Origin of the sequence: Brevundimonas sp. Leaf168 (assembly GCF_001423685.1) — a bacterium.
Taxonomy (GTDB): Bacteria; Pseudomonadota; Alphaproteobacteria; order Caulobacterales; family Caulobacteraceae; genus Brevundimonas; species Brevundimonas vesicularis_C.
Genome location: NZ_LMOY01000012.1, coordinates 121,841 through 143,471, shown reverse-complemented (window position 1 = coordinate 143,471; position 21,631 = coordinate 121,841). Strand labels below are relative to the sequence as shown.

General features: G+C 64.5%; 26 protein-coding genes and 4 tRNA genes. 6 read left to right on the top strand and 24 right to left on the bottom strand.

The window, feature by feature from the left end; genetic code table 11:
- Nucleotides 1-4: 4 nt before the first annotated feature.
- The 9 genes from ASF81_RS13185 to ASF81_RS13145 all read right to left on the bottom strand — a co-directional run bounded on the left by ASF81_RS13185 (nucleotide 5) and on the right by ASF81_RS13145 (nucleotide 5,281).
- Entirely contained in the window at nucleotides 5-961 is a 957-nt protein-coding gene (locus ASF81_RS13185; protein WP_055809264.1) for a rhodanese-related sulfurtransferase, read from the bottom strand.
- A 27-nt stretch (nucleotides 962-988) separates the two neighbouring features.
- A tRNA-Arg gene (locus tag ASF81_RS13180) sits at nucleotides 989-1,065 on the bottom strand.
- A 19-nt stretch (nucleotides 1,066-1,084) separates the two neighbouring features.
- Entirely contained in the window at nucleotides 1,085-1,390 is a 306-nt protein-coding gene (locus tag ASF81_RS13175) for an ETC complex I subunit (protein ID WP_039245189.1), read from the bottom strand.
- Between the two features lie 77 nt (nucleotides 1,391-1,467).
- Nucleotides 1,468-1,544, bottom strand: a tRNA-Pro gene (locus tag ASF81_RS13170).
- 45 nt (nucleotides 1,545-1,589) lie between these two features.
- Complete coding sequence (locus ASF81_RS13165; protein WP_055809260.1) at nucleotides 1,590-2,069, bottom strand: DUF192 domain-containing protein; 480 nt, start codon at nucleotides 2,067-2,069, stop codon at nucleotides 1,590-1,592.
- A gap of 21 nt (nucleotides 2,070-2,090) precedes the next feature.
- Entirely contained in the window at nucleotides 2,091-2,630 is a 540-nt protein-coding gene (locus ASF81_RS13160; RefSeq protein WP_045811719.1) for a cold-shock protein, read from the bottom strand.
- A gap of 221 nt (nucleotides 2,631-2,851) precedes the next feature.
- Nucleotides 2,852-2,926, bottom strand: a tRNA-Glu gene (locus ASF81_RS13155).
- A 78-nt stretch (nucleotides 2,927-3,004) separates the two neighbouring features.
- Complete coding sequence (recJ, locus tag ASF81_RS13150) at nucleotides 3,005-4,816, bottom strand: single-stranded-DNA-specific exonuclease RecJ (protein ID WP_055809257.1); 1,812 nt, start codon at nucleotides 4,814-4,816, stop codon at nucleotides 3,005-3,007.
- A 39-nt stretch (nucleotides 4,817-4,855) separates the two neighbouring features.
- Complete coding sequence (locus ASF81_RS13145) at nucleotides 4,856-5,281, bottom strand: hypothetical protein (RefSeq protein WP_200932968.1); 426 nt, start codon at nucleotides 5,279-5,281, stop codon at nucleotides 4,856-4,858.
- Between the two features lie 108 nt (nucleotides 5,282-5,389).
- Between ASF81_RS13145 and phaC the strand changes: the two genes are divergently transcribed.
- Complete coding sequence (gene phaC, locus ASF81_RS13140; protein WP_156363271.1) at nucleotides 5,390-7,330, top strand: class I poly(R)-hydroxyalkanoic acid synthase; 1,941 nt, start codon at nucleotides 5,390-5,392, stop codon at nucleotides 7,328-7,330.
- Nucleotides 7,327-7,704 (top strand): hypothetical protein, encoded by a 378-nt coding sequence (locus ASF81_RS13135; RefSeq protein ID WP_055809247.1) that lies wholly within the window; start codon nucleotides 7,327-7,329, stop codon nucleotides 7,702-7,704. The genes phaC and ASF81_RS13135 overlap by 4 nt, the downstream gene beginning before the upstream one ends.
- Here the strand turns inward: ASF81_RS13135 and msrB are convergent.
- The 5 genes from msrB to rplM form a co-directional block, all read right to left on the bottom strand.
- Nucleotides 7,701-8,204, bottom strand: coding sequence for a peptide-methionine (R)-S-oxide reductase MsrB (gene msrB / locus ASF81_RS13130; protein ID WP_055809244.1), 504 nt, complete (start codon nucleotides 8,202-8,204; stop codon nucleotides 7,701-7,703). The genes ASF81_RS13135 and msrB overlap by 4 nt on opposite strands.
- A gap of 39 nt (nucleotides 8,205-8,243) precedes the next feature.
- Nucleotides 8,244-9,179 carry an N-acetyl-gamma-glutamyl-phosphate reductase gene (gene argC / locus ASF81_RS13125; RefSeq protein WP_055809240.1) on the bottom strand — a complete coding sequence of 312 codons (936 nt, stop codon included), beginning with the start codon at nucleotides 9,177-9,179 and terminating at the stop codon, nucleotides 8,244-8,246.
- 4 nt (nucleotides 9,180-9,183) lie between these two features.
- A complete protein-coding gene (locus ASF81_RS15110) occupies nucleotides 9,184-9,387 on the bottom strand; it encodes a hypothetical protein (RefSeq protein ID WP_156363269.1) in 204 nt (67 codons plus the stop codon).
- Nucleotides 9,388-9,698: 311 nt separating this feature from the next.
- Complete coding sequence (gene rpsI / locus ASF81_RS13120) at nucleotides 9,699-10,193, bottom strand: 30S ribosomal protein S9 (RefSeq protein ID WP_017503896.1); 495 nt, start codon at nucleotides 10,191-10,193, stop codon at nucleotides 9,699-9,701.
- A gap of 2 nt (nucleotides 10,194-10,195) precedes the next feature.
- The gene (gene rplM, locus ASF81_RS13115) at nucleotides 10,196-10,672 is read right to left on the bottom strand and encodes a 50S ribosomal protein L13 (RefSeq protein WP_055809236.1); all 477 of its coding nucleotides are present in this window, start codon (nucleotides 10,670-10,672) and stop codon (nucleotides 10,196-10,198) included.
- 261 nt (nucleotides 10,673-10,933) lie between these two features.
- Here rplM and ASF81_RS13110 point away from each other — a divergent pair, with 261 nt between their 5' ends.
- Nucleotides 10,934-12,319, top strand: a complete 1,386-nt coding sequence (locus ASF81_RS13110; RefSeq protein WP_055809234.1) for an alkaline phosphatase PhoX — start codon at nucleotides 10,934-10,936, stop codon at nucleotides 12,317-12,319.
- Here ASF81_RS13110 and ASF81_RS13105 read toward each other — a convergent pair.
- On the bottom strand, nucleotides 12,288-13,388 hold the full coding sequence (locus ASF81_RS13105) for a COX15/CtaA family protein (protein WP_055809231.1): 1,101 nt from the start codon (nucleotides 13,386-13,388) through the stop codon (nucleotides 12,288-12,290). The genes ASF81_RS13110 and ASF81_RS13105 overlap by 32 nt on opposite strands.
- A gap of 134 nt (nucleotides 13,389-13,522) precedes the next feature.
- Here ASF81_RS13105 and ASF81_RS13100 point away from each other — a divergent pair, with 134 nt between their 5' ends.
- The gene (locus tag ASF81_RS13100; RefSeq protein WP_017503900.1) at nucleotides 13,523-13,774 is read left to right on the top strand and encodes a hypothetical protein; all 252 of its coding nucleotides are present in this window, start codon (nucleotides 13,523-13,525) and stop codon (nucleotides 13,772-13,774) included.
- A complete protein-coding gene (locus ASF81_RS13095; protein WP_017503901.1) occupies nucleotides 13,774-13,968 on the top strand; it encodes a DUF2842 domain-containing protein in 195 nt (64 codons plus the stop codon). The genes ASF81_RS13100 and ASF81_RS13095 overlap by 1 nt, the downstream gene beginning before the upstream one ends.
- A 77-nt stretch (nucleotides 13,969-14,045) precedes the next feature.
- Here ASF81_RS13095 and ASF81_RS13090 read toward each other — a convergent pair.
- The 7 genes from ASF81_RS13090 to ASF81_RS13060 all read right to left on the bottom strand — a co-directional run bounded on the left by ASF81_RS13090 (nucleotide 14,046) and on the right by ASF81_RS13060 (nucleotide 18,186).
- Nucleotides 14,046-14,122 (bottom strand) — tRNA-Pro (locus ASF81_RS13090).
- Nucleotides 14,123-14,187: 65 nt separating this feature from the next.
- Complete coding sequence (locus tag ASF81_RS13085; protein ID WP_055809228.1) at nucleotides 14,188-14,589, bottom strand: MerR family transcriptional regulator; 402 nt, start codon at nucleotides 14,587-14,589, stop codon at nucleotides 14,188-14,190.
- Nucleotides 14,590-14,594: 5 nt separating this feature from the next.
- Nucleotides 14,595-14,903 (bottom strand): integration host factor subunit alpha, encoded by a 309-nt coding sequence (locus ASF81_RS13080; protein WP_026108237.1) that lies wholly within the window; start codon nucleotides 14,901-14,903, stop codon nucleotides 14,595-14,597.
- A 77-nt stretch (nucleotides 14,904-14,980) separates the two neighbouring features.
- On the bottom strand, nucleotides 14,981-15,958 hold the full coding sequence (locus ASF81_RS13075; protein ID WP_055809224.1) for a beta-ketoacyl-ACP synthase III: 978 nt from the start codon (nucleotides 15,956-15,958) through the stop codon (nucleotides 14,981-14,983).
- On the bottom strand, nucleotides 15,955-16,998 hold the full coding sequence (gene plsX / locus ASF81_RS13070; protein WP_055809220.1) for a phosphate acyltransferase PlsX: 1,044 nt from the start codon (nucleotides 16,996-16,998) through the stop codon (nucleotides 15,955-15,957). Before plsX ends, ASF81_RS13075 begins: the two co-directional genes overlap by 4 nt.
- Before the next feature lie 139 nt (nucleotides 16,999-17,137).
- Nucleotides 17,138-17,656: a DUF177 domain-containing protein gene (locus tag ASF81_RS13065; RefSeq protein ID WP_055809217.1), complete on the bottom strand. Its 519-nt coding sequence runs from the start codon at nucleotides 17,654-17,656 to the stop codon at nucleotides 17,138-17,140.
- 5 nt (nucleotides 17,657-17,661) lie between these two features.
- Nucleotides 17,662-18,186 (bottom strand): ubiquinol-cytochrome C chaperone family protein, encoded by a 525-nt coding sequence (locus tag ASF81_RS13060; RefSeq protein ID WP_055809214.1) that lies wholly within the window; start codon nucleotides 18,184-18,186, stop codon nucleotides 17,662-17,664.
- 91 nt (nucleotides 18,187-18,277) lie between these two features.
- Here ASF81_RS13060 and ASF81_RS13055 point away from each other — a divergent pair, with 91 nt between their 5' ends.
- The gene (locus ASF81_RS13055; RefSeq protein WP_017503908.1) at nucleotides 18,278-18,757 is read left to right on the top strand and encodes an outer membrane protein assembly factor BamE; all 480 of its coding nucleotides are present in this window, start codon (nucleotides 18,278-18,280) and stop codon (nucleotides 18,755-18,757) included.
- A 75-nt stretch (nucleotides 18,758-18,832) separates the two neighbouring features.
- Here the strand turns inward: ASF81_RS13055 and ASF81_RS13050 are convergent, their stop codons facing one another.
- Both ASF81_RS13050 and ASF81_RS13045 read right to left on the bottom strand, forming a co-directional pair.
- Entirely contained in the window at nucleotides 18,833-20,980 is a 2,148-nt protein-coding gene (locus tag ASF81_RS13050) for a sodium-translocating pyrophosphatase (RefSeq protein ID WP_055809212.1), read from the bottom strand.
- A gap of 177 nt (nucleotides 20,981-21,157) precedes the next feature.
- Nucleotides 21,158-21,589: a hypothetical protein gene (locus tag ASF81_RS13045; protein ID WP_055809209.1), complete on the bottom strand. Its 432-nt coding sequence runs from the start codon at nucleotides 21,587-21,589 to the stop codon at nucleotides 21,158-21,160.
- Nucleotides 21,590-21,631: the final 42 nt, after the last annotated feature.

Sequence of the window (21,631 nt, the reverse complement as noted above, 5' to 3'; positions counted from 1 at the left end):
GATCTCAGTCCGTCTGGGCTTTTCCCAGATGCGTTTCTCCGCGTTCGCGGGCCATCTCCATCTGCCTGTGCCGCTCGGCATATCGCTGCCGCTGGACCTCGTCGCGGGCGTTGTGACAGCGCTCGCAGCTTACGCCTTCGACATAGTGAGGCGAAGCACGACCGGCCTCGTCCACTGGCAGACGACATCCCCGACACAAGGTATGATGACCTTGGCTTAGCCCGTGCCCGACCGAGACGCGTTCGTCAAAGACGAAACACGCTCCATGCCATAGGCTCTGATCCTCATCCACCGTCTCAAGATAGCGAAGGATGCCGCCCTCCAGATGGTGGACGTTCTCCACGCCTTCGGCCTTCAGGAAGGCGGTCGATTTTTCGCAGCGAATGCCGCCGGTGCAGTACATGGCCACGCGCTTGGCGCCGGTCTGCTCAAGCAGGGCGCGACCTTCGCTCCTGAACCAGTCGGGAAAGTCTCGAAAGCTGCGGGTATTAGATTGGACAGCCCGTTCGAATGCGCCGATCTCGCCCTCGTAGTCGTTGCGCGTATCGATCACCAAGGTCTCGGGATCGGCGATCAGGGCATTCCAGTCCGTGGGCGCAACGTAGACTCCCGCCTGATTCGCAGGGTCCAGATCCGGCTGTCCCATGGTGACGATCTCGCGTTTGACGCGCACCTTCATCCGGTGGAAAGGCAGGGCGTCTGTCCAGGCGTATTTGAGTTCCAGCGTCTCGAAGCCTTGCATGGCATGGATCGCGGACAGCACCGCTGCGATGGCCGCCTCTGATCCGGCGATGGTGCCGTTCAGACCTTCCGGCGCGACGAGTAGGGTCCCTCTCACCTGCCCAGCGTCGCAGACCGCCTGAAGCGTCTGGCGTACGGCTTCGGGGTCGGCCACCGGCGCGAACCGGTAGAGTGCGGCGACACGGACGGCTTGATCGCACGAGGTCTGATGGTCGGTCATGGATCAGCCCCTCGAAGGCGCCGGAGATGGCGCGCCCAGCAGGACTCGAACCTGCAACATCCCGCTTAGAAGGCGGGTGCTCTATCCGGTTGAGCTATGGGCGCTCTGGCAAGACGTCAGGCGTCAGTGCGTCCAGGACTGTTTGCGGTTGGTGGCGAAATTGTCGGCATAGGCCTTGATGATCACCGGCGGATCGTTCGGCTCGTGCAGACGGAAGGCGATGCCGTGACGCTCGGCGTATTCGATCGCCTCTTCCTTTGATTCGAAGCTCAGACGAACCTGGCCGTTCATGTCGGTGGAGCTGGTCCAGCCCATCAGCGGATCGATGGTGCGCGCCGACGCCGGTTCGAACTCCAGCCGCCAGTCGCGGCTCTTGGCCTTGCCCGACTGCATCGCAGTTTTGGCCGGGCGGTAGATGCGAGCCAACATGGCGAAATCCTCAGTGACGGCGGGGTCTGTGACCCTGCCATAACGCGCGCTGGACATATGATCCAGCGGCCTTCCGTTGGTCGGGGCGAGAGGATTCGAACCTCCGACCCTCTGGTCCCAAACCAGATGCGCTACCAGGCTGCGCTACACCCCGGACCGAACGGAGCGCTCTATTGGCACTTCGCGAGGCGATCCGCAATCAAGGCTTGAAATAAGGATGTAAAACTTTGTCGCCGGGCTTGGCGTTGATTTCGGCCGCCCGCCCTGCCCGCAGTTCCAAGACGCCGTTGGCGGCGCCATTGGAAGGGATCGGCGCCTCGGAGAAGGGCGTGGCGTGCGAAGCGATCGAGACGATCCGGCCCTGCGGATCGATATACAGAATATCCAGGGAGCTCGGCGTGTTGCGCATCCAGAAGCTTTGCTCGCGCGGTGCTTCGCCCGGCCACTGGAACAGCATGCCGCGGTCTGCCTCGAGCGGCGGACGGAACATCAATCCCCGTTGACGTTCGGGCTCTTCGTCGGCGATTTCGACCCAGAACTGATGCTCGCCCGACGTGGTCACGACGGCCAGCTTCTGGAGCGGTTCGCCATTGGGGCCGACAGGCGCCTTGGCCGCGCATCCTGCGAGAGCGAGCATAACCAGGCCCGCCAGTGCAAAACGTCTCGTCGCCTTGATCATACGCCTCTCCTGGGCGCTCGATCAGTCGCCCGTTCTGATGTCTGCAACCACCAGACCTTTGGGCCCGTTGGCGAATCGCACCCGCACCGCATCGCCAGGAATCAGATCATCCAGGCCGCAGCGACGCAGGGTTTCGATGTGGACGAAGATATCGCCCGGCTCACGATCACGCACGACGAATCCGTAGCCCTTGGTCCGATTGAACCATTTGACCAAGGCGGTCTCCAGCTGTTCGTCACTTTCGGCGACCGGCCGCGGCGGCGGCGAAGTCACGGGTCGACGCACGGCGGGCGTCGCTTCGCCCTCGCCCAGGTCATGGATCTCGATTGTCTGCCAGCCCTTGGCGCGCTTGACGCAGTCGCAGGTGATGGTCGCGCCTTCATCTGCCGCGTCACGGCCGAGATCGCGCAGGCTGCTGATATGCAGCAGGACGTCTCTCGTTTCGGTCAGGGTCGGATCGTCAGGGACGATAAACCCATAGCCCTTGACGGCGTCGAACCACTTCACGCGCCCAGTGACGCGAACGGTCTGCGCCGTTTCCGTCTCTCTAAAGTCAGACACTTAAAAACCCCCGCCCGCGCCTCCAGCGGACTCGTTCTATATTTAACACCGTTCCGCGAAATTTTGAAAAGCGGAAAATGCGCGTCTATGCAGAAGCTTGCGTTTGGGGGGCGCGCAGACGCGCGTCGTGGACGCCGGTGAATGGCGGCCTGTTCGTTTGCAATCTTGATTGGGGCTGTTTCTCGGGAGCCTCAAAAGGCTCAATCATCGTCCTGCCCGCGTGGCAGTCCCTAGGGGAGTCGAACCCCTCTTTTCAGGTTGAAAACCTGACGTCCTAACCGATAGACGAAGGGACCGCTGCGCGGGAGAGCCGGCGATATAGCCGCGCCCTCGGGGCCGTGCAAGCGTGGATTTTCAGTTTTTTGAAGCCGTCGTCAGATCATTCGAGGATCGGCGACATCCTCGATCTCGAACTGCACGCCCTTGCGGCCATTCCAGTCGTCAGCCTTCAGCCGGCCCACGACGCTCAGCCCGCCCTGCCCCGACAGCAACGCCTGGCCCGTCGGCAGATCGGCGCAGCGCCAGGCGATGGCCTTGACCGAAGCGCCATCCAGGCCGACCAGTCGGCACCGCACGTGACCGCCATTCATGGCGACGGGTTCGCGGGCCTGAACCCCGCTCAAGGCGAAGCTGGGTTCGGGGTTGGCGGGGCCGAATGGGGCCAGACGCTCGAACGATTCGAACAGATCGCGCGTCGCCGCCGCTGGGTCGATCAGGGCGTCGATCTCAAGCACGTCCTGTGCGACAGCTTCGACCCTTTCGGTAGCGAGTCTCTCGTTCAAGAAGGCTGTCAGCTCGGACACGCGCGCACCGTCCATCGTCAGGCCTGCCGCCATGGCATGACCGCCGCCAGCGAGAAGGATACCGCTCTCCCAGGCCGCCTGGATCGCGCGTCCCAGGTTCATGCCTGGCTGTGACCGGCCCGAGCCCTTCCCAAGACCGGTCACGGGATCGACGCCGATGACGATCACCGGCTTGCGCCAGCGCTCGCGCAAACGGCCGGCGACGATCCCGACGACGCCCGTATGCCAGTCCTCGCCCGCGACCACGACGACGGCGCTCTCGTCGGCATGGGCGCCGGTCGCCTCGACTCGACGAATGGCGGCGTCGGTGACGGCCCGTTCCACATCGCGCCGCGATAGATTCAGGGCATCGAGTTCGATCGCCAGGGCCTCCGCCTCGGCCGGGTCGTCCGTCGACAGCAGCCGTGCGCCGAGGTCGGAGCGACCGATGCGTCCTCCGGCATTGATGCGCGGCCCCAGGATGAAACCGGCATGATTGCTTTTGGCCGGTCCCGGTTCGGCGCCGGCCGCCGTCAGCAGCGCGCGCAGACCTGGATTACGCCAGTCGCTCATGACCTTCAGGCCAAGGCCGGTCAGGGCACGATTGAAGCCGGTCAGACCCGTCACGTCGCAGATGGCGCCCAGGGCCGCCAGATCCAGCCACTGGCGAATGTCCGGTTCAGGCCTCTCGGCGAACAGGCCCCGACGCCGCCCCTCCCGGTTCAGCGCCGCGAGAAGGACGAAGACGACGCCTGCCGCCGCCAGATTTCCCTGACCTGAGTTGCAGCCCGGCCGGTTCGGGTTGACGACCGCCAACGCCGTCGGCGGCTCGCTGCGCATCAGGTGGTGATCGATCACGACAACGTTCAGGGCGATGGCGGCCGCATGGGCGAGGGCTTCGTTCGCCGCAGCCCCGCAATCCACCGTGATGATCAGGTCTGCGCCCGACGCCTTCAGCGTGTCGAAGGCCTTGGCGCTGGGGCCGTAACCTTCGGTGAGGCGGTCCGGGACATAGATCGACAGTTCGTGGCCCATCGCCCGAAACCAACGCACCAGCAGCGCCGCGCTAGAGGCCCCGTCCACGTCATAGTCGGCGAAGACATGAATGTTTGCCTTGGCCTGAAGCGCGTTCAGAATCGCATCGGCCGCTGCGTTCATGTCCATAAAGCTGGACGGATCGGGAAACAGAGCGCGCAGGGTCGGGGTGAGGAAATCCTGGCCCTGGTCGGCGCGAACACCCCGCGAGGCCAAGGCCCGGGCCAGCGGTTCTTCCAAGTTCAGGGTCTGCATGTGCGCGCGCGTCGTTGCGGCGTCGGCCGGACGTTGACGCCAGGCGCGCCCGGACAGGGATCGAGACACGCCGAGGAATGCGTTCAGGGTCTTTGCGCCGCAGTCGTCTGCCATCAGCGCATTATCGCGGGATTCTGCCCCCCGCGCGACCGGTCATCGCGTCGGGCGGCGGTCGAGCGGCGGCGGAGCCTTGGCCCTGTCACGAAGGCTTTGAGCGAAGGCCTCGATATCCGCCTGGGTTCGGACGGCGTCAGGCGACACCGGAATGGCGTTCACGGCCGCCCGTGTTTCGGCGGCGAGCGCCTCGGCGTCGCCGAGCGTCCAGTCGATGCGTGCGATCTCGCTGGTCAGCGTCGCGCTATCGCCCTGGAGACGCTGCACATTCGACGCGACCTGCGTGACCGGCGGCAGATCGGTCGGCGCGGCCGGAAAGTCCTCCCAGCGCGGATAGCGCCGATTGGCGTCGACCAGTTCCTGGATACGTGGCGCAAGCGGCGAGACAGCCTTAGTCTTGGAGGCGGATGCGCCGACACAGCCGCTCAGTGGCGTCGCGATCGCGGCTGCGGCGATCAGGATCATCTTTTTCGAGTGCGACGCGTTCATTTCCTTGATGGTCTTATGCCATCATCGCGGTGCGCGGAAGGGTGGATGAACCACCCTCTGGCGCAGGATGCGCGAAGGACGATCATGGCCAAGACTCCCAGAACGCCGACAGACGCCCCCGACCGCCCCGCACGCAAGGTCGGACGTCCGACGTCCGCCAAGCCCCGCCCGCCTCGTCAACCCAAGTCGAAACCTGCCGAAACGCGGGAAGCTAACTCTGAAACCCATGCACAGCCGACCCCTGAGCCGACTGCTGCGACGCCCAACCAGGCCGAGTTGATCGAAACCCTGTCGATGAACTTGGCCAAGGCGGCCATGATGGCCCAGAGCGCGATCGCCGAGGCGGCGCTGACCCAGGCCGATCGCCCGGCCGCCCTTTCCGCCGATCCCTTCAACGTCGCGCCGGCCATGACGTCAGTCATGACCAGCCTAGCCGCCCAGCCCGACAAGATGATTCAGGCCCAGGCTGACCTGTTTGGCCGCTATATGCAGCTCTGGTCATCGACGGCGCGTCAGGCGGCCGGCAAGGAGCCCGATCCCGCGCCGGTCGACAAGCGGTTCAAAGACCCTACCTGGTCTGAAAACCCGATGTTCGACATGATGCGGCGGTCGTATCTGCTGACGTCGGACTGGATGAACGGCCTGATCGCTGGGGTCGAGGACGTCGATCCGACTCTCAAACGTCGCGCCCAGTTCTTCACCCGCCTGCTGACCGACGCCTTCTCGCCGTCCAACTTCCTGGCCTCCAATCCCGTCGCGCTGAAGGCCTTGGCGGAGACCAGCGGGGAATCGCTGGTGAAGGGCATGCAGAACTTCGCCGCCGATCTGGAACGTGGCGGCGGATCGCTGCGCATCAGCCAGGCCGACTATGGCAAGTTCGTCGTCGGCGAGAACCTCGCCACGGCGCCGGGCCAGGTCGTCTGGCGCGACGAGCTGTTCGAACTGATCCAGTACGCACCCTCAACTGAGAGTCAGCACGAAATCCCGCTGCTGATCTTCCCGCCCTGGATCAACAAATTCTACATCATGGACCTGCAGCCGGCGAACTCGCTGATCCGCTGGCTGTCGGCTCAGGGCTTCACGGTCTTCGTCTGTTCCTGGGTCAATCCGGACAAGGACAAGGCCGGCTTCGGCTTCGACGACTATCTGGAAAAGGGCATCTATCGCGCGGTCGAGAAGACGCTGGAGCAGGCGGGAACCAAGCAGCTGAATGCCGTGGGCTATTGCATCGGCGGCACCCTGCTTGGCGCTGGTCTGGCGCATATGGCGGCCAAGGGCGACAAGCGCATCGCCGCCGCCACCTTCTTCGCCGCTCAGCATGACTTCGCCGAGGCCGGCGACCTGCTTCTGTTCACCGACGAGCACTGGATCGCCGAGATCGAGCGTCAGATGGATGCCGCGGGCGGCGTCCTGCCGGGCGCGGCCATGGCGGAAACGTTCAACGCCCTGCGGTCCAACGACCTGATCTGGTCCTTCTTCATCAGCAACTATCTGCTGGGCAAGGATCCGCCCGCCTTCGACCTGCTGTTCTGGAACGCCGATCAGACGCGCATGCCCAAGACCCTGCATCTCGATTATCTTCGTCAGATGTACGGGGCAAACGCCCTGGCCAAGGGGCAGTTCGAGATCGGTGGCCTGACGGCGGACCTGTCGAAGGTCGAGATCCCGCTCTATTTCCAAGCCAGTCGCGAGGATCACATCGCGCCGATGAACTCGGTCTACCGGTCCGCCAAACTGTTTGGCGGCAAGGATGTGACCTTCACCCTGGCCGGGTCAGGTCACATCGCCGGCGTCATCAACGCCCCCGCCGCAAAGAAGTATCAGCACTGGACCAACCCTGCCCTGCCCGCAACCTTGGCCGAATGGCAGGCTGACGCCGTCGAACATCCCGGCAGCTGGTGGGAGCATTGGTCGGCCTGGCTCGGCGCGCGTTCCGGCGCTCAAATCCCCGCCCGCGACCCCGCCAAGGGCCCGCTCAAGCCCATCGAGCCGGCGCCGGGCAGCTATGTGAAAGTGAAGTCTTGAACCGTCTCGAACCCAACGCCCTGCTCGCCGTCAGCACAGGCGTCGCCTTGATCCTGCTGATCATGACGGCCAGCCTGTTCGGAGAACCGGGCAACACGGTCAAATACGTGATCTCGGCCGTCATCTGCGCGGCCGCTTTCGTCCTGCTTAACGAACGGATGGCGCGCGCGATGAAACGACCGGTCGCTCAGCCGCTGATCCACGTCAGCACGCCGGGCACGGCGGTGTGGGCCGGACTGTTTCCATTGATCGTCATCGCCATGGCCTGCGCGCCCGTTTTCTTCGCCGGTCACGACTATGGGCTGCTGGTGATCATCGCCTCGGTCATCTTCGGCCTGACCGTCGATTCAGCCGTGCGCGCCCGTCGCGCCTAGGCCGAGACGAACTTCAGCGCCACGCCGTTGTTGCAGTAGCGCAGCCCCGTCGGACGCGGACCATCGTCGAACACATGCCCCTGGTGTCCCAGGCAGCGTGCGCAATGGTATTCGGTGCGTGGAATGCCGATGGCCAGGTCGCGCTTCTTGCCGATATTGGCGGCGATGACGTCATAGAAGCTGGGCCAGCCGGTGTGGGAATCGAACTTCCACTGCGATCGGAACAGCGGCAGATCGCAGCCCTTGCAGACGAACGTCCCGCGCGCATGCTGATCGTTGAGCGGGCTGGAATAGGGACGCTCCGTCCCCTCGTGCCGCATCACGCGCCAGGAGGCGTCGCCCAAGCGTCGTCGCCAATCCGCATCGGACACCCGACGATAGGGCGAGGCTGCGTACTGCCCCTCCCCGGCTTCGGACGTCTCAGGCGAACAGGCGGACAGGGCGAGCGCGCCGGCGCCCATCAGAAGGCCCCGGCGATGCAGGATCAGGGACTGGGTCATGTCCCTGATACGACGAACGCCGCCGAATGGTTTCAGACCTCAGATCAGACCGGTCGCCTCATCCAGGCCCAGCATGATGTTCAGGTTCTGCACCGCCGCGCCCGACGCGCCCTTGCCCAGATTGTCGAGCAAAGCGACCAGCCGCGCCTGTTCGCCGTTGCGGTCGCCGAAGACGTGCAGGCGCAAGCGATTGGTGCCGTTCAGGCCCTCGGGCTCCAGCCCCGACAGGGCCTCGGTCTCTTCCAGGTCTGCGACCTCGACGAACTGCCGCCCCTCATAGGCCTCGACCAGCGCGCCGTGGATGCGCTCGACCGAAGGCGTCTCCGGCAAGGCGGCCAGATGCAGCGGAACCTCAACCAGCATGCCCTGACGATAGTTTCCGACCGCAGGGGCGAACAGCACGTCGCGGCTGAGCCCCGTGTGTTTTGTCATTTCCGGCACATGCTTGTGCTTCAGCGACAAACCATAGGCGCGATAGGCGGTTGCCGCCCCCGGCGCCTCGAACTCGGCGATCATCGCCTTGCCGCCGCCGGAGTAGCCCGAGACCGCATTGACCGTGACCGGATAGGTCGTCGGAACCAGCCCCGCCTTCACCAGCGGTCGCATCAGGCCGATGAAGCCGGTGGGATAGCAGCCGGGATTCGACACGAACGACGACCGTGCGATCAGATCGCGCTGTCCCGCATCCATTTCGGGGAATCCATAGGCCCAGCCAGGCGCGACCCGATAGGCGGTCGAGGCGTCGATCACCTTGACTGACCGATTCTCGATCATGGCCACAGCTTCACGCGCCGCATCGTCGGGCAGGCACAGGATCACGGCGTCGGCGCCGTTCAGGGCTTCGCGCCGCGCATCCACATCGCGCCGACGATCGCCCAGCAGGATGAGCTCCAGATCCGGGCGCGCCTCCAGCCGCTCACGGATCTCCAGCCCTGTGGTGCCGGCCTCGCCGTCGATGAAGATAGTGTGGGTCAACTACTCAATCCTTCACTCCGGCCACTGCCGGGGCGTTTTCAGTAATGGCGTTGGACTGTGTGGACAATCTGGCAAGCCATGCGGCGCCATTCCCCAAAGTCACGCCTGCCAAGCAGATGATCAGAAGGACAACAGGTACGGCTATCACGCCTGCCAGACCTTTGCCGTCGATGCTCAGGCCAAGCACCTTCAGCGAAACCGAATGCATAGGTCGGTCTTGCAGTTTGCGATTTCTGGACACTGGGCACATCTCCGCATTAGCGAAACTGATGTGCAATCCCTTCGGGTATGGGGGCGCAAATGTGCAAAGCGGTCAAGCGCAGAACCATAGAACCGAGGTGCTTTCAGGGTTTGATGCTTAGAGCGGAACCTCAACCTCCCTCTCAAAGCCAATGACCGGCCATGGGTTCGAATTCCATTCGATCTGTCACGTTTGCGTGACTTCCTAGATATGCACTCAAGAAAAAGGGCGCTCCGGGTCTCCCCGAAGCGCCCCAAATCCAAACCGCGTAAACGCGATCAGCGCTTCGAGAACTGGAAGCTGCGGCGAGCCTTGGCGCGGCCGTACTTCTTGCGCTCGACGACGCGGCTGTCGCGGGTCAGGAAGCCGTGCGGCTTCAGGACCTTGCGCAGTTCCGGTTCGAAGTGCGTCAGGGCGTGCGACAGGCCGTGGCGGATGGCGCCGGCCTGTCCCGACAGACCCGAACCTTCGACGGTGCAGATCACGTCATACTGCGTGGCGCGGTCCGAGACGGTCAGCGGCTGAGCGATCATCATGCGCAGCACGGGACGAGCGAAATACTGCTCTTGGTCCTTGCCGTTGATGGTGATCTTGCCAGTGCCGGGCTTCACCCAGACGCGAGCGATGGCGTTCTTCCGCTTGCCGGTCGAATAAGCGCGGCCCTGGGCGTCCAGCTTCTGGACATAGACGGGGGCGTCGTTCTCGACCGAAGAGCTCAGGCCCTTCAGCGCGTCGAAGCCGGTTGCGGTTTCGGTGTTGGTCACGTCGGTCATGCTCAGACGCTCCGGGTGTTCTTGGGCGACGCCGACTTGAAGTCGATCGTTTCCGGTTGCTGGGCTTCGTGGTCGTGCTGGTTGCCAGAGAACAGGCGCAGGTGCGTCATCTGCTTGCGGGCCAAGGGGCTTTCCTTGGGCAGCATGCGCTCGACGGCCTTTTCAAGCACGCGCTCGGGGAAGCGGCCGCCCAGAACCTTCTCAGGCGTGGTCGACTTGACGCCGCCCGGGTGACCGGTGTGGCGATAGTAGATCTTGTCGGTGTTTTTCTTGCCGGTGAACACCACCTTGTCGACGTTGGTGACGACGACATAGTCGCCGCAATCGACGTGCGGGGTGTAGTCGCCGCGGTGCTTGCCGCGCAGACGGTTGGCGATGAAGGTCGCAAGGCGGCCCACCACGACGCCTTCGGCGTCGATGTGGATCCACTTCTTCTCGACCTCGGCCGGCTTCAACGAAGCCGTAGTGCTCTTCAGCATGAGGGGGTTCCTGGAGACGAAAATCGGGTCCGGCCCCCGAGGGAACCGAATGAAGGCGCGCTGATACAGGAGACGATTGGTCGCGTCAACGCACACGATAACACCGCATGTGCCACAACGTATTGTTCAAACACAGTTTTTCAAATACGGTATTAAAATACCCAGCGTAAATAACGTGAGCAGCGTTACGGCGTAACACAAAACGTCATCAAACCATGATTATAGGCGGGCATCGCAACGGCGACAGCTTTGGAGCCCCTCATGATCCTTCATCGTCGTGGTCTGATCGCCACGGGCGCAGCCGCCGCCTTCTCGGGACTGGCGCGTCACGCCGCCGCTCAGACGGCGGGTGAAGAGACCTACGTCAACGATGTCCATGGCTACGGCCCGCTGCTGCGCGATCCCAATCGACTGCTCGATCTGCCCGAAGGCTTTTCCTATCAGGTCGTGGCCCAGAGCGGCGACACGATGGACGACGGCCTGTTCGCTCCGGGACAGCCCGACGGCATGGCCTGTTTCCCGCTTGAAGGGTCTCGCGTGGCCCTGGTTGTCAATCACGAGCTGAAGGGCTCCAGCGGCCTGCATCGCAACCTGGGTCCAGGCGGCCTGCGGGAGGAACGGCTTGACCTGTTGGACGCAACGAGGGGCTACGACAACTACAAGAATGGCCGCCCCCTGCCCGGCGGCTGTTCCACCATCATCTATGATCTGGCGACCCGCCAGATGGTCAGCCGGCATCTGACGCTGGCCGGCACCTCGACCAACTGCTGCGGCGGGCCGACGCCGTGGGGCAGTTGGCTGACCTGCGAGGAGACGCTGGAGACGCCGGCCGACGCCGATGTGACCAAGGCCCACGGGTGGGTCTTCGAAGTGCCGGCGACCGCGACTGGCCTGGTCGATCCCGTGCCTCTCAAGGCGATGGGCCGGTTCGATCACGAGGCCGTCTGCGTCGATCACCGCACGGGCGTCGTCTATCTGACCGAAGACGACAACGCCGGCCTCTTCTATCGCTTCATTCCCAATGCGCCCGGCAAGCTGATCGAGGGGGGCCGGCTTCAGGCGATGGCCTGGAAAGGCGCACCCTCGGCCGACACCCGCAATCAGGACGCTCGCACTTGGGCTGTCGGCGACTGGAGGGAGATCGAATGGATCGATCTGAACGACGTCGAATCCCCCAATGGCGACCTGGCCAAGCGCGGTCATGCAGCCGGCGCGGCCTGGGTCGCCCGAGGAGAAGGCGTTTGGTGGGGCGATGACGAGCTGTATTTCACCGCAACCTCGGGCGGGCCGATCCGCCGCGGTCAGGTGCTGCGCCTTGTTCCCAGCTTCGACGGCGCCGCCGATCGTCTTCAGCTGTTCGTCGAGAGCACTGATCCAAAGACGATGAACATGGCCGACAACATCACCATCGCGCCTTGGGGACACCTGATCCTGTGCGAGGACAACTATTCCTCCGAGGTGCGCAATCACCTGAAAGGCGTCACGCCAGAGGGAAAGGTCTATACGATCGCCCGCAACGTCTTCACGGGCAACTCGGAGTTTGCCGGCGCCTGCTTCTCGCCGGATGGCGAAGTGCTGTTCGTCAACATCATGTACCCCGGCATGACCCTGGCGATTAGAGGCCCATGGTCCTCGGTCCGGACATGAAGATGCGCGGCTGAGCCCGCAGCACCAGCCAAAGGTTCACGGTGGCCGTCGCCAGCACGATCGCGGCGCCTGCTTGGTGCAGCACGCCCAGCCACACCGGAACCGCGTGCACCAGGGTCACGATCCCCAGCAGAGCCTGGAACCAGATCACACCCGCCAAGGTAAAGGCCGCCAAGCCCATCCCTTCGGCGACGCGCCAGCGCCATGCCTGGAAAGCATAGATGCTGACGGCGATCAGCAGACCATAGGCGACCAGTCGGTGATTGAACTGCGTGAGCGCCTGATCATGCAGGAAGGCGGCCGCGCCCAGGCTCCAGTCGGCCGGCGGCAAAACGGCGCCGTTCATCAGCGGCCAGTCGGTATAGACAAGCCCCGCATGACCGCCGGCCACGAGGGCGCCCAGCAGACATTGCAGGAACACCGCGCCTAGCAGGAGGCCGGCGCCCCTGGCCCAACCCGACGGCGGCCGGCCGTGATCCTCACCGTTCCAGGCCTCTAGCCCCGTCCAGATCAGGGCGGCGAACAGGACGAACGCCAGACCAAGGTGCGTCGCCAGACGCTCCGGCGCCACGCTGACACGCTCGGACAGGCCGCTGGACACCATCCACCATCCGATCAGGCCCTGAAGGCCGCCCAGCGCCAGAAGCAGGACACAACGCCAGATCAGGCGGTTGGGCATGGCCCACTGGTGGAATACCGACCGGGCCGGCGCCAGACGGCACAGCAGGAAGACGATCAGCGGCAGCGCGAACACCATACCCACCAGACGCCCGATCAGCCGGTGCAGCCACTCCCACCAGAAAATACCCTGGAACTCGCCCAGGCTCATGCCGGCGTTGACCTGCGCGTACTGCGGGATCTGCTTGTACTTCTCGAAGGCCTCGGCCCACTGCGCGTCGTTCAGAGGCGGAATGGCGCCCATAATGGGCTTCCACTCCGTGATCGACAGGCCAGAGCCCGTCAGCCGCGTGATGCCGCCGATCACCACCATCAGGAAGACGACGGCGGCCGTGGCGAACAGCCACACGGCGACGGCGCGGTTACGATCTGGATTTCCGAAACGGTTCATTCGACGCCTGACACTGACCCGGATATGGTGTCGCGTCGAACGAAGACCAGACGCGACCGGTGCGGTATGCCCGCCCCAAGCGACAAGATCGAGTCGGATTGAGTTAACGGCGCTGTCGCCGCAGGAGATCAGGGTTGCAATACGCCGATATCGCCGCCGCCGTCGCAGGCGGCCTGCTGCTGGCCTGGATCGCGGACCTTCTGACGGGCCGGCGCGGCTTCGGCGGCACAAGCCTGGTGTCCGGGATCGGACTGGCCTGCGGATGGTTTCTGGCGGTGCGGGTCTTCGCGGTCAGCACGATGGACAGTTGGGTCTGGGTGCCGTGGGCGCTCGTGGGATCGGGCATCTGTCTGGTCGCCTTCTTCCTGTTCCGGAACAAGCGCTGATGCCGCCGCGTCTGCGTCGCTTCGTCGCCGCGATCGGCGTGCTGCTCTTTCTCGTTTTCTGGGTCTGGGGCCTGATCGCCCTGCGCGGAATGCTGCCGCCGTCGCAGTGGATCGATTTCCTGTTCTTCGGCATCGGCGGGACCGCCTGGGGCCTGCCGCTCATCCCGCTGCTGCGATGGGCCGAGCGCGGCTGAGCGTCTAACCTGGGCCCAGATACGGCGATGGGGCCGCCCATAAGGACGACCCCACCATCATCATTCTCTTTCAAGAATGGTCGGAGCGACAGGATTCGAACCTGCGACCCCTTGACCCCCAGTCAAGTGCGCTACCAGGCTGCGCCACGCTCCGAAGGCGCTCCCTATAGACGGGGGGATCGCTGTCCGCAAACGCTAAAACGACTTTTCCACCTACCGTCAAAGAACGGCGTCCAGACGCGCTTTGGCCTGCTCCAGATCGGCCAGAACCTGATGCAATTTCGAGGTTTCGGCCCGCGCGACATCGGAAATGGCCGTAGAGAACGTGACATCGCCGTCGTCGATCAATGCGGCGGCCTCCGCCCCGATAAGCTTTTTCAGCCCCTGCTCCTTGTGCAGACGCTGGACGCCGCGAATCGTCAGCCCGTCGTCGTGCAGAAGACGTTTGACCGCCTTCAGCACCGCGATGTCCTGAGGCCGATAAAAGCGCCGACCGCCGGCTCGTTTGACCGGCGTGACGAAATCGAACTTTGTTTCCCAGAACCGCAGGACATGCTGCGGCGCACCGACCTCTTCGGCCGCTTCGGAAATGGTTCGGAAGGCGTCGGCGCTCTTGGCCACCGCGATCAGGCCTCGACGACGGCGTCGTGAACCCGGCTTTTCATGATCTGTGAGGCGCGGAAGCTGATGACCCGGCGCGGATTGATCGCCGCCGGTTCGCCCGTCTTGGGATTACGGCCCATCCTTGCGCGCTTCTCACGCACCTGGAAGACGCCGAAGCCGGACAGTTTCACCGTCTCGCCGCGCTCAAGCGATTCGACGATCAGTTCCAGGGTGCGCTCGACCAGGCTGGAGCATTCTTGACGCGACAGGCCGACCTCTTCATGCACGGCTTCGCACAAGTCGGCGCGCGTCACGGTCTGTTGGCCTGCCATCGTATCCCCGCTGTCATGCGATCCGCTCGCATCCATAGGGGCGCAATGCCCCCGAAAAATCAATGCCTCGATGTCGATTAGAGCCGAAGCGCGCAGGCGCCCCAGGTCAGGCCGCCGCCCATGGCTTCAAGCAGCACCATATCGCCCTTCTTGATCCGTCCATCCTGGATCGCAGCATCCAGCGCCAGCGGGATCGAGGCGGCCGAGGTGTTGGCGTGGGTGGCGACGGTGGAGATCACCTTTTTCTCATCCAGACCCAGCCGGTCGCCGACGCCCTTGATGATTCGCTGGTTGGCCTGGTGCGGCACGAACCAGTCGACATCCGCGATCTGGATGTCAGCGGCGGCGCAGGCGGCGGTGATGCCCTCTGCGATATTCACGACGGCATGACGGAAGACCTGGTTTCCGGCCATGCGCAGGTGGCCAACGGTCCCCGTGGTCGCCGGGCCGCCATCGACGTAGAGCAGATCGGTCTTGGAACCGTCAGCGCGCAAGGCGAAGCCCAACATGCCTTGGTCGTCCGACGTCCCCTGCCCTTCGCGCGGTTCCAGCACCACGGCGCCGGCCCCGTCGCCGAACAGGACGCAGGTGGTCCGGTCGGTCCAGTCCATCAGCCGCGTCATCTCCTCGGCCCCGATCACCAGAGCGCATTTCGACAGACCGCGCGCCACGAAGCCGTCGGCGACGCTCAGCGCATAGACGAAGCCGGAGCAGACGGCTTGCACGTCAAAAGCGATGCCGACGCTCGCGCCCAGCTTGGCCTGGACGATCGACGCGACGGCCGGGAAGGTCATGTCGGGCGTGGTGGTGGCCACGATAATCAGATCGACGTCTGACGCCCCCTTGCCCGCGTCGGCGAGCGCCTTCTTGGCGGCCTCGACCGCCAGATCGCTGGTCGGCTGGTCATCACGCGCCTTATGACGCTGCTTGATCCCGGTGCGCTCCTGGATCCATTCGTCGGAGGTGTCGACGAACTTGGCCAAGTCGGCATTGGTGACGATCTCGTCCGGCAGATAAGAGCCGACGCCTGTCACGGCGCTGCGGGTGACGGTCACTGCAGGGATTCTCCCACGGCTGAGGCGGGCTTGGCGGCATGGTCGAACACCGTATCCAGCTTGCCCAGGTTGTCCCCCACCTTGCTCATATAGTCGCTGCGGGCCAGATCGACAGCGATGCGGATGGCGTTGCCGAATCCCTTGGCGTCCGCGCCGCCATGGCTCTTCACCACAATACCGTTCAGGCCCAACAGGGGGCCACCGTTGATGGCGCTGGGGTCGATCTTCTGGCGCATTTTCTTCAACGCCGGCATGGCGATGACGGCGCCCAGCTTGGATTGCAGATTGGAGGTCAAAGCCTCTTTCAACAGGGCGGAAATATAGCGCGCCGTGCCTTCGGCGGTCTTCAACGCGATATTGCCTGTGAAGCCGTCGGTCACCACCACGTCCACCGTGCCCTTGGCGATATCGTCGCCCTCGACGAAGCCGTGATAGTTCAGATCGAACGGCCCGTCGCGCAGGATGGCGTGCGCCTCCTTGACCTGTTCGTTGCCCTTCATGTCTTCCGAACCGACGTTCAACAGGCCGATTGTCGGGCGGGCGATGCCGCGCACTGCGGACTGGAAGGCTTCGCCCATGATGGCGAACTCGATCAGTTGCTCCGCGTCGCTGCCGATGTTGGCGCCGACGTCCAGAACCGCCGTATGGCCCTTGAAGGTGGGCCAACTGGCGACGATGGCCGGACGCTCAAGCCCGGGCGCAGACATCCGCAGAATCAGTTTCGAGATCGCCATCAGGGCGCCGGTGTTGCCGGCCGAGACGACGCCGCCGGCTTGACCCGTCTTCACCGCCTCGATGGCGTTCCACAGGCTGGAGCCCTTGCCCCGGCGCATGGCCTGGGCCGGCTTTTCGTCCATGGCCACGACCTTGTCGGTGTGGCGGATCTCGCAGAGGTCCGCCGGCAGCCCGCAACGCGCCAGTTCCGGAACAATCTTGGCCTCATCGCCATGCAGCAGGAAGCGAACCCCCTCCCCGTCATGGGTCCGGATATAGCTGCGGATGCCGGGAACGACGACGGAGGGCCCGTGATCGCCGCCCATGGCGTCAAGCGAGATCGTAACTGGGGCTGGCAAATGGACCTCTTGTGGCCGCGTCGTCTTGTCGCGCGACGCTTGGCAGGATGCGCTGGACGATAGCGCCGACGCCGGGGGATGCAACCACCCGGCCCCTACGTCAACCTCAGCCTTGGTCGTCTTTGGATTTGAGCGCCTTCAGGGCAGCGAACGGAGAAATCTCCGTCGGCTCCTCAGGTTGCACGAACTCCGCGCCCGGCTTGCGCGGGAACGGATCAAGCGAGAGCACCAACTGCTCGACCGCATATTGGCCCAGGTCGATCTTGCCGTCCTCGATCACGTCGGCGTCTTCTTCATCCAGCGTGACCTCGATCTCGTCGGTTTCCTGGGGCTTGGCTTCGACAAGCTGAATGGAGAACCGGCGATCCACATCGACTGGCAAGGGCTCCAGCGTCAGGCCGCAGGTCTGCACCGCATGTGCGGTCACCCTGCCGTTCATCGTCCATTCGCTGGTTGACGGCGTCGGCTTGATTTCCAGATCGACGGCGAAATCGTCCAGCCCTTGAAGATCGAGGCTGCGGGCGATTCGCTTGCGAGTGTCTGCATCCGGCTCCAGCCGGCGGCTCAGGCCCGCGCCGATCTGATTGACCCGCACCGTTTCGCTGTAGGGGAGCGTCGCGCTCATCTCTTTCAAACTTCCGCCCAGGCCGGCGTCGCCAGCACCTTGTTGAAATCCTGCGCCGCCAGGGCCGCGCGTGTCGTCAGCGCATAGCGCGCCAATGTGTCCGCATGGGGCGCTTGCGGGTCCACATAGACATTCTTCGCCATCGCCTCCGCCAAAGCCGCCGCATCGCCGGCGCGCAGGGGCTGCTCATAGGCGTTCATCCGGCCGTAGAGGGCTTCGCCCAGCTTGCGCATCTTCTTGCCGACGGCGACGTCGCCCACGCCTTCCTCGCGCAGGACGTGATCCAGCGCCGAGACATAAACGTCGAACACCGCCTGAGCCGCATCCTGGCCCTGAGCCGTGTTCTCATCGCGCAGCCGCAGCACCAGCAACAGCACATGCAGCGTGTAGAGCTCGAATCGCGCGTCGATGCGGTCGTCGACCGCCAGGCGCGTGTAGAAGGCCGGATTGCGGGCCTGGCTGACGGCCTTGGCGTAGAGATCGTCGCCGAGACGGACGCCGGACCGGGGTTTGAACAGGTTTTTCAGCATGGGTTCCAACGGCCCCTTTTCCGCCGCGCCGTTGAACTAGGACGCAGGTCCGTCTAGGTCAAAGACCTTGTTCTCTCGCAGGCGCCCGACCATGTCCCGTTTCGTCCCGCTTTTCGTCGCTGTTTCGCTGGCCGGCCTGTCCGCCGCCTGCGCGCCGACCATCGGCTCCAACGGCTTCCAGGCCATCGACGCCAAGCCCCAAGACGTGGTCGCCGGCACGGACACCAAGGAAACCGTCCTCGCCAAGCTGGGTTCGCCTTCGACCACTTCGACGTTCGAGCCGGATCAGGTCTGGTACTACATCAGTCAGACGACCGAGAAATACACCTACAACCTGCCCAAGGTTTCGACGCGCACGGTGACTGAAATCACCTTCGTCCCACAGGGCGATCAGGTGGCGTCGGTGCGAACCCTGGGCCTGACGGACGGCGAGCAGATCGCCATGAACCGTAACGAGACGCCGACGCGCGGTCGTGAGCTGACGGTTCTGGAGCAACTGCTGGGCAACGTCGGTCGTGGCCAACTGCCCCGCACCGAGGACGATACACCCGGCCAGCGCCGCCCCGACTAAAGCGGCTCTTTCCCCAAAAGACAGGCGCCCCGGAGATCGCTCTCCGGGGCGTTTTCGTAATGGCTGTGGTTTAGCCTAGCCGATGGTCCCGCTCGCCAGCACCGCCAGCAGCAGCAGGGCGACGATGTTGGTGATCTTGATCATCGGATTCACCGCCGGACCGGACGTGTCCTTATAAGGATCGCCCACCGTATCGCCGGTCACGGCCGCCTTGTGGGCTTCCGAACCCTTGCCATGGACGACGCCGTTCTTGTCGGTGAAGCCTTCCTCGATCACCTTCTTGGCGTTGTCCCAGGCGCCGCCGCCTGAAGTCATCGAAATGGCGACGAACAGGCCGGTGACGATCACGCCCATCAGCATGGCGCCGAGGGCTGCGAAAGCGTTCGCCTTGTCCGAAATGGCCAGCACCGCGACGAACAGGACGATCGGCGACAGCACCGGCAACAGCGACGGCACGATCATCTCGCGGATCGCCGCCTTGGTCAGGATGTCGACCGCCCGGCCGTACTCCGGCTTCACCTCATAGGTCATGATGCCAGGGTTCTCGCGGAACTGGCGCCGCACTTCCGCAACGACCGATTCGGCAGCCCGTCCCACCGCCATCATCGACATCCCACCGAAGAGGAAGGGCAGCAGCCCCCCGAACAGCAGCCCGACGACGACGTAGGGATTGGTCAGATCAAAGGCGATCTCTCCCATACCCGCAAAGAAGGGGTAGTCCGCCGGGTTGGCCGAGAAAAACTGCAGATCCGACGTATAGGCGGCGAACAGCACCAGCGCGCCGAGGCCCGCCGAACCGATCGCATAGCCCTTGGTTACGGCCTTGGTCGTGTTGCCCACGGCGTCCAGAGCATCGGTCGAATGCCGCACATCGCTGGGCAGACCGGCCATCTCGGCGATGCCGCCGGCGTTGTCGGTCACGGGTCCAAAGGCGTCCAGCGCCACGATCATTCCCGCCACACCCAGCATGGTCGTGGTGGCGATGGCGATGCCGAACAGGCCGGCCAGCTGGAAGCTGGCCACGATGCCGACGATGATCGTCAGCGCCGGCAGCGCCGTCGCCTCCAGCGAGACGGCCAAGCCCTGAATGACGTTGGTGCCGTGCCCGGACACCGACGCGTTGGCGACCGATCGCACCGGACGGAAGCCGGATCCGGTATAGTATTCGGTCACGACCACGATCGCCGCCGTCACGGCCAAGCCGACCATACCGGACCAGAACAGCGCCATCGGCTGGATTTCCAGACCGCTGACCGTCACGATCGGCCCCGTCACCATCTGGTCGATCACCCACCAGACCGCGCCGATGGACAGAACGCCGGTGACGATAAGTCCCTGATAGAGAGCGCCCATGATGTTGTTGGACTTGCCCAGCCGCACGAAGAAGCTGCCGATGATGGAGGTCACGATGCATACCGCGCAGATCGCCAGCGGCAGCACCATCATCAGATCTACATAGGGCTGGCCCCTGAAGAAGATCGCGGCCAGCACCATGGTCGCGACAGTCGTCACGGCATAGGTCTCGAATAGGTCGGCCGCCATGCCGGCGCAATCGCCGACGTTGTCACCCACATTGTCGGCGATGGTCGCGGCGTTGCGAGGATCGTCCTCGGGAATGCCGGCCTCGACCTTGCCCACCATGTCGCCGCCCACGTCGGCGCCCTTGGTGAAGATGCCGCCGCCCAGGCGTGCGAAGATCGAGATCAGGGAGGCGCCGAAGCCCAGCGCCACCAGCCCGTCGATCACCTCACGGCCTGTCGAGGCCAAGCCCAGATGCTGGGTCAGCACGATGTAGTAGCCTGACACTCCGATCAGGGCGCCGCCGGCTACGAACATGCCCGTGATGGCGCCCGAGCGGAACGCCAGGTTCAACCCTTTGGACAGGCTTTCGGACGCCGCCTGAGCCGTGCGCACATTCGCCCGCACCGATATCAGCATCCCGGCGTAACCGGCCGCACCGGACAGGACGGCGCCGATCAGGAAGCCGACGGCGGCGTAAGCGCCGATCAGGAAATAGGCGGCGATCAGGATCACGATCCCGACGATGCCGATGGTCAGATATTGCCGCTTCAGATAGGCCGAGGCGCCTTCCTGGATCGCGGCGGCGATCTCTCGCATCTTGTCGTTGCCGGTGCTCGCCTTCATCAGCACGGCGGTCTGCGCGGCGCCATACAGCACCGCCAGCACACCGGCCGCGAAGACCAGCGTAAGTGAGTTCGTCATTGGCGTTTCCATGCCCTTGCAAACAGGCGCGCAGGCCTTGGCGCGGTCGGGCGTTATCGCCTCTGTCCGCCTTCCGGTCCCCCCGCACGCGGCGAACGCGTCAGTGCGTTCTTTGGGATTTGCCAAGGGAGCCTGTCATGGCAGGCGGAGTGACGCAACAGCGGTCGGTCAGCCCGTTCAGCGGGCGGTCTGCATGCCCGTTCGGCGACGCGGCGACTGGCTGACGACCTCGACGCGTCGCACGGAGCCGCGACCCGAGATCGCCGCAGACGCCGCCACCAGCGACGCGGACAGGGCCCGCTCGTCCAGCCGTGTCCAGTCGCCGGGCACGGTGAAGGGCGTCTTGTGGGCCGCGCGGACGACGGCGTCGCGGAAGAAGGCTTCCCTGGGCTTCATCTGCTCGACGGTCTTGCCGGCGCCCAGTTCGAGTCGGAGGGCGACGAACACGTAGTTCCGCAAACGCCCGCCCTCGATGACGGGCAAGCCGAGGCCTGCGATGCTCAGGGCCGCAGGCGCAGAGTCCGTTTCGCTGCCGGAGGCGGCGGCGCGATTGGCGGCGGCGCCGGTCAGTGCGGCGGTTCCGGCGGCGATCAGGGTTCTACGGTCCATCACGACATCATGCCGGACGGGCGTTAGGATTCCCTTGCCGGG

What these genes read in the sequence shown, in the direction of transcription:
- ASF81_RS13050 (WP_055809212.1), bottom strand. Translation starts at nt 20,980, where the DNA reads ATGACGAACTCACTTACGCTGGTCTTCGCGGCCGGTGTGCTGGCGGTG.
- recJ (WP_055809257.1), bottom strand. Translation starts at nt 4,816, where the DNA reads ATGGCAGACGACTGCGGCGCAAAGACCCTGAACGCATTCCTCGGCGTG.
- ASF81_RS13145 (WP_200932968.1), bottom strand. Translation starts at nt 5,281, where the DNA reads ATGATCCTGATCGCCGCAGCCGCGATCGCGACGCCACTGAGCGGCTGT.
- ASF81_RS13165 (WP_055809260.1), bottom strand. Translation starts at nt 2,069, where the DNA reads ATGATCAAGGCGACGAGACGTTTTGCACTGGCGGGCCTGGTTATGCTC.
- ASF81_RS13055 (WP_017503908.1), top strand. Translation starts at nt 18,278, where the DNA reads ATGTCCCGTTTCGTCCCGCTTTTCGTCGCTGTTTCGCTGGCCGGCCTG.
- ASF81_RS13095 (WP_017503901.1), top strand. Translation starts at nt 13,774, where the DNA reads ATGCCGCCGCGTCTGCGTCGCTTCGTCGCCGCGATCGGCGTGCTGCTC.
- plsX (WP_055809220.1), bottom strand. Translation starts at nt 16,998, where the DNA reads ATGGGCGGCGATCACGGGCCCTCCGTCGTCGTTCCCGGCATCCGCAGC.
- phaC (WP_156363271.1), top strand. Translation starts at nt 5,390, where the DNA reads ATGGCCAAGACTCCCAGAACGCCGACAGACGCCCCCGACCGCCCCGCA.
- ASF81_RS13065 (WP_055809217.1), bottom strand. Translation starts at nt 17,656, where the DNA reads ATGAGCGCGACGCTCCCCTACAGCGAAACGGTGCGGGTCAATCAGATC.
- ASF81_RS13060 (WP_055809214.1), bottom strand. Translation starts at nt 18,186, where the DNA reads ATGCTGAAAAACCTGTTCAAACCCCGGTCCGGCGTCCGTCTCGGCGAC.
- rpsI (WP_017503896.1), bottom strand. Translation starts at nt 10,193, where the DNA reads ATGACCGACGTGACCAACACCGAAACCGCAACCGGCTTCGACGCGCTG.
- ASF81_RS13045 (WP_055809209.1), bottom strand. Translation starts at nt 21,589, where the DNA reads ATGGACCGTAGAACCCTGATCGCCGCCGGAACCGCCGCACTGACCGGC.
- ASF81_RS13110 (WP_055809234.1), top strand. Translation starts at nt 10,934, where the DNA reads ATGATCCTTCATCGTCGTGGTCTGATCGCCACGGGCGCAGCCGCCGCC.
- ASF81_RS13175 (WP_039245189.1), bottom strand. Translation starts at nt 1,390, where the DNA reads ATGTTGGCTCGCATCTACCGCCCGGCCAAAACTGCGATGCAGTCGGGC.
- ASF81_RS13105 (WP_055809231.1), bottom strand. Translation starts at nt 13,388, where the DNA reads ATGAACCGTTTCGGAAATCCAGATCGTAACCGCGCCGTCGCCGTGTGG.
- msrB (WP_055809244.1), bottom strand. Translation starts at nt 8,204, where the DNA reads ATGACCCAGTCCCTGATCCTGCATCGCCGGGGCCTTCTGATGGGCGCC.
- ASF81_RS15110 (WP_156363269.1), bottom strand. Translation starts at nt 9,387, where the DNA reads ATGCATTCGGTTTCGCTGAAGGTGCTTGGCCTGAGCATCGACGGCAAA.
- ASF81_RS13080 (WP_026108237.1), bottom strand. Translation starts at nt 14,903, where the DNA reads ATGGCAGGCCAACAGACCGTGACGCGCGCCGACTTGTGCGAAGCCGTG.
- ASF81_RS13185 (WP_055809264.1), bottom strand. Translation starts at nt 961, where the DNA reads ATGACCGACCATCAGACCTCGTGCGATCAAGCCGTCCGTGTCGCCGCA.
- rplM (WP_055809236.1), bottom strand. Translation starts at nt 10,672, where the DNA reads ATGCTGAAGAGCACTACGGCTTCGTTGAAGCCGGCCGAGGTCGAGAAG.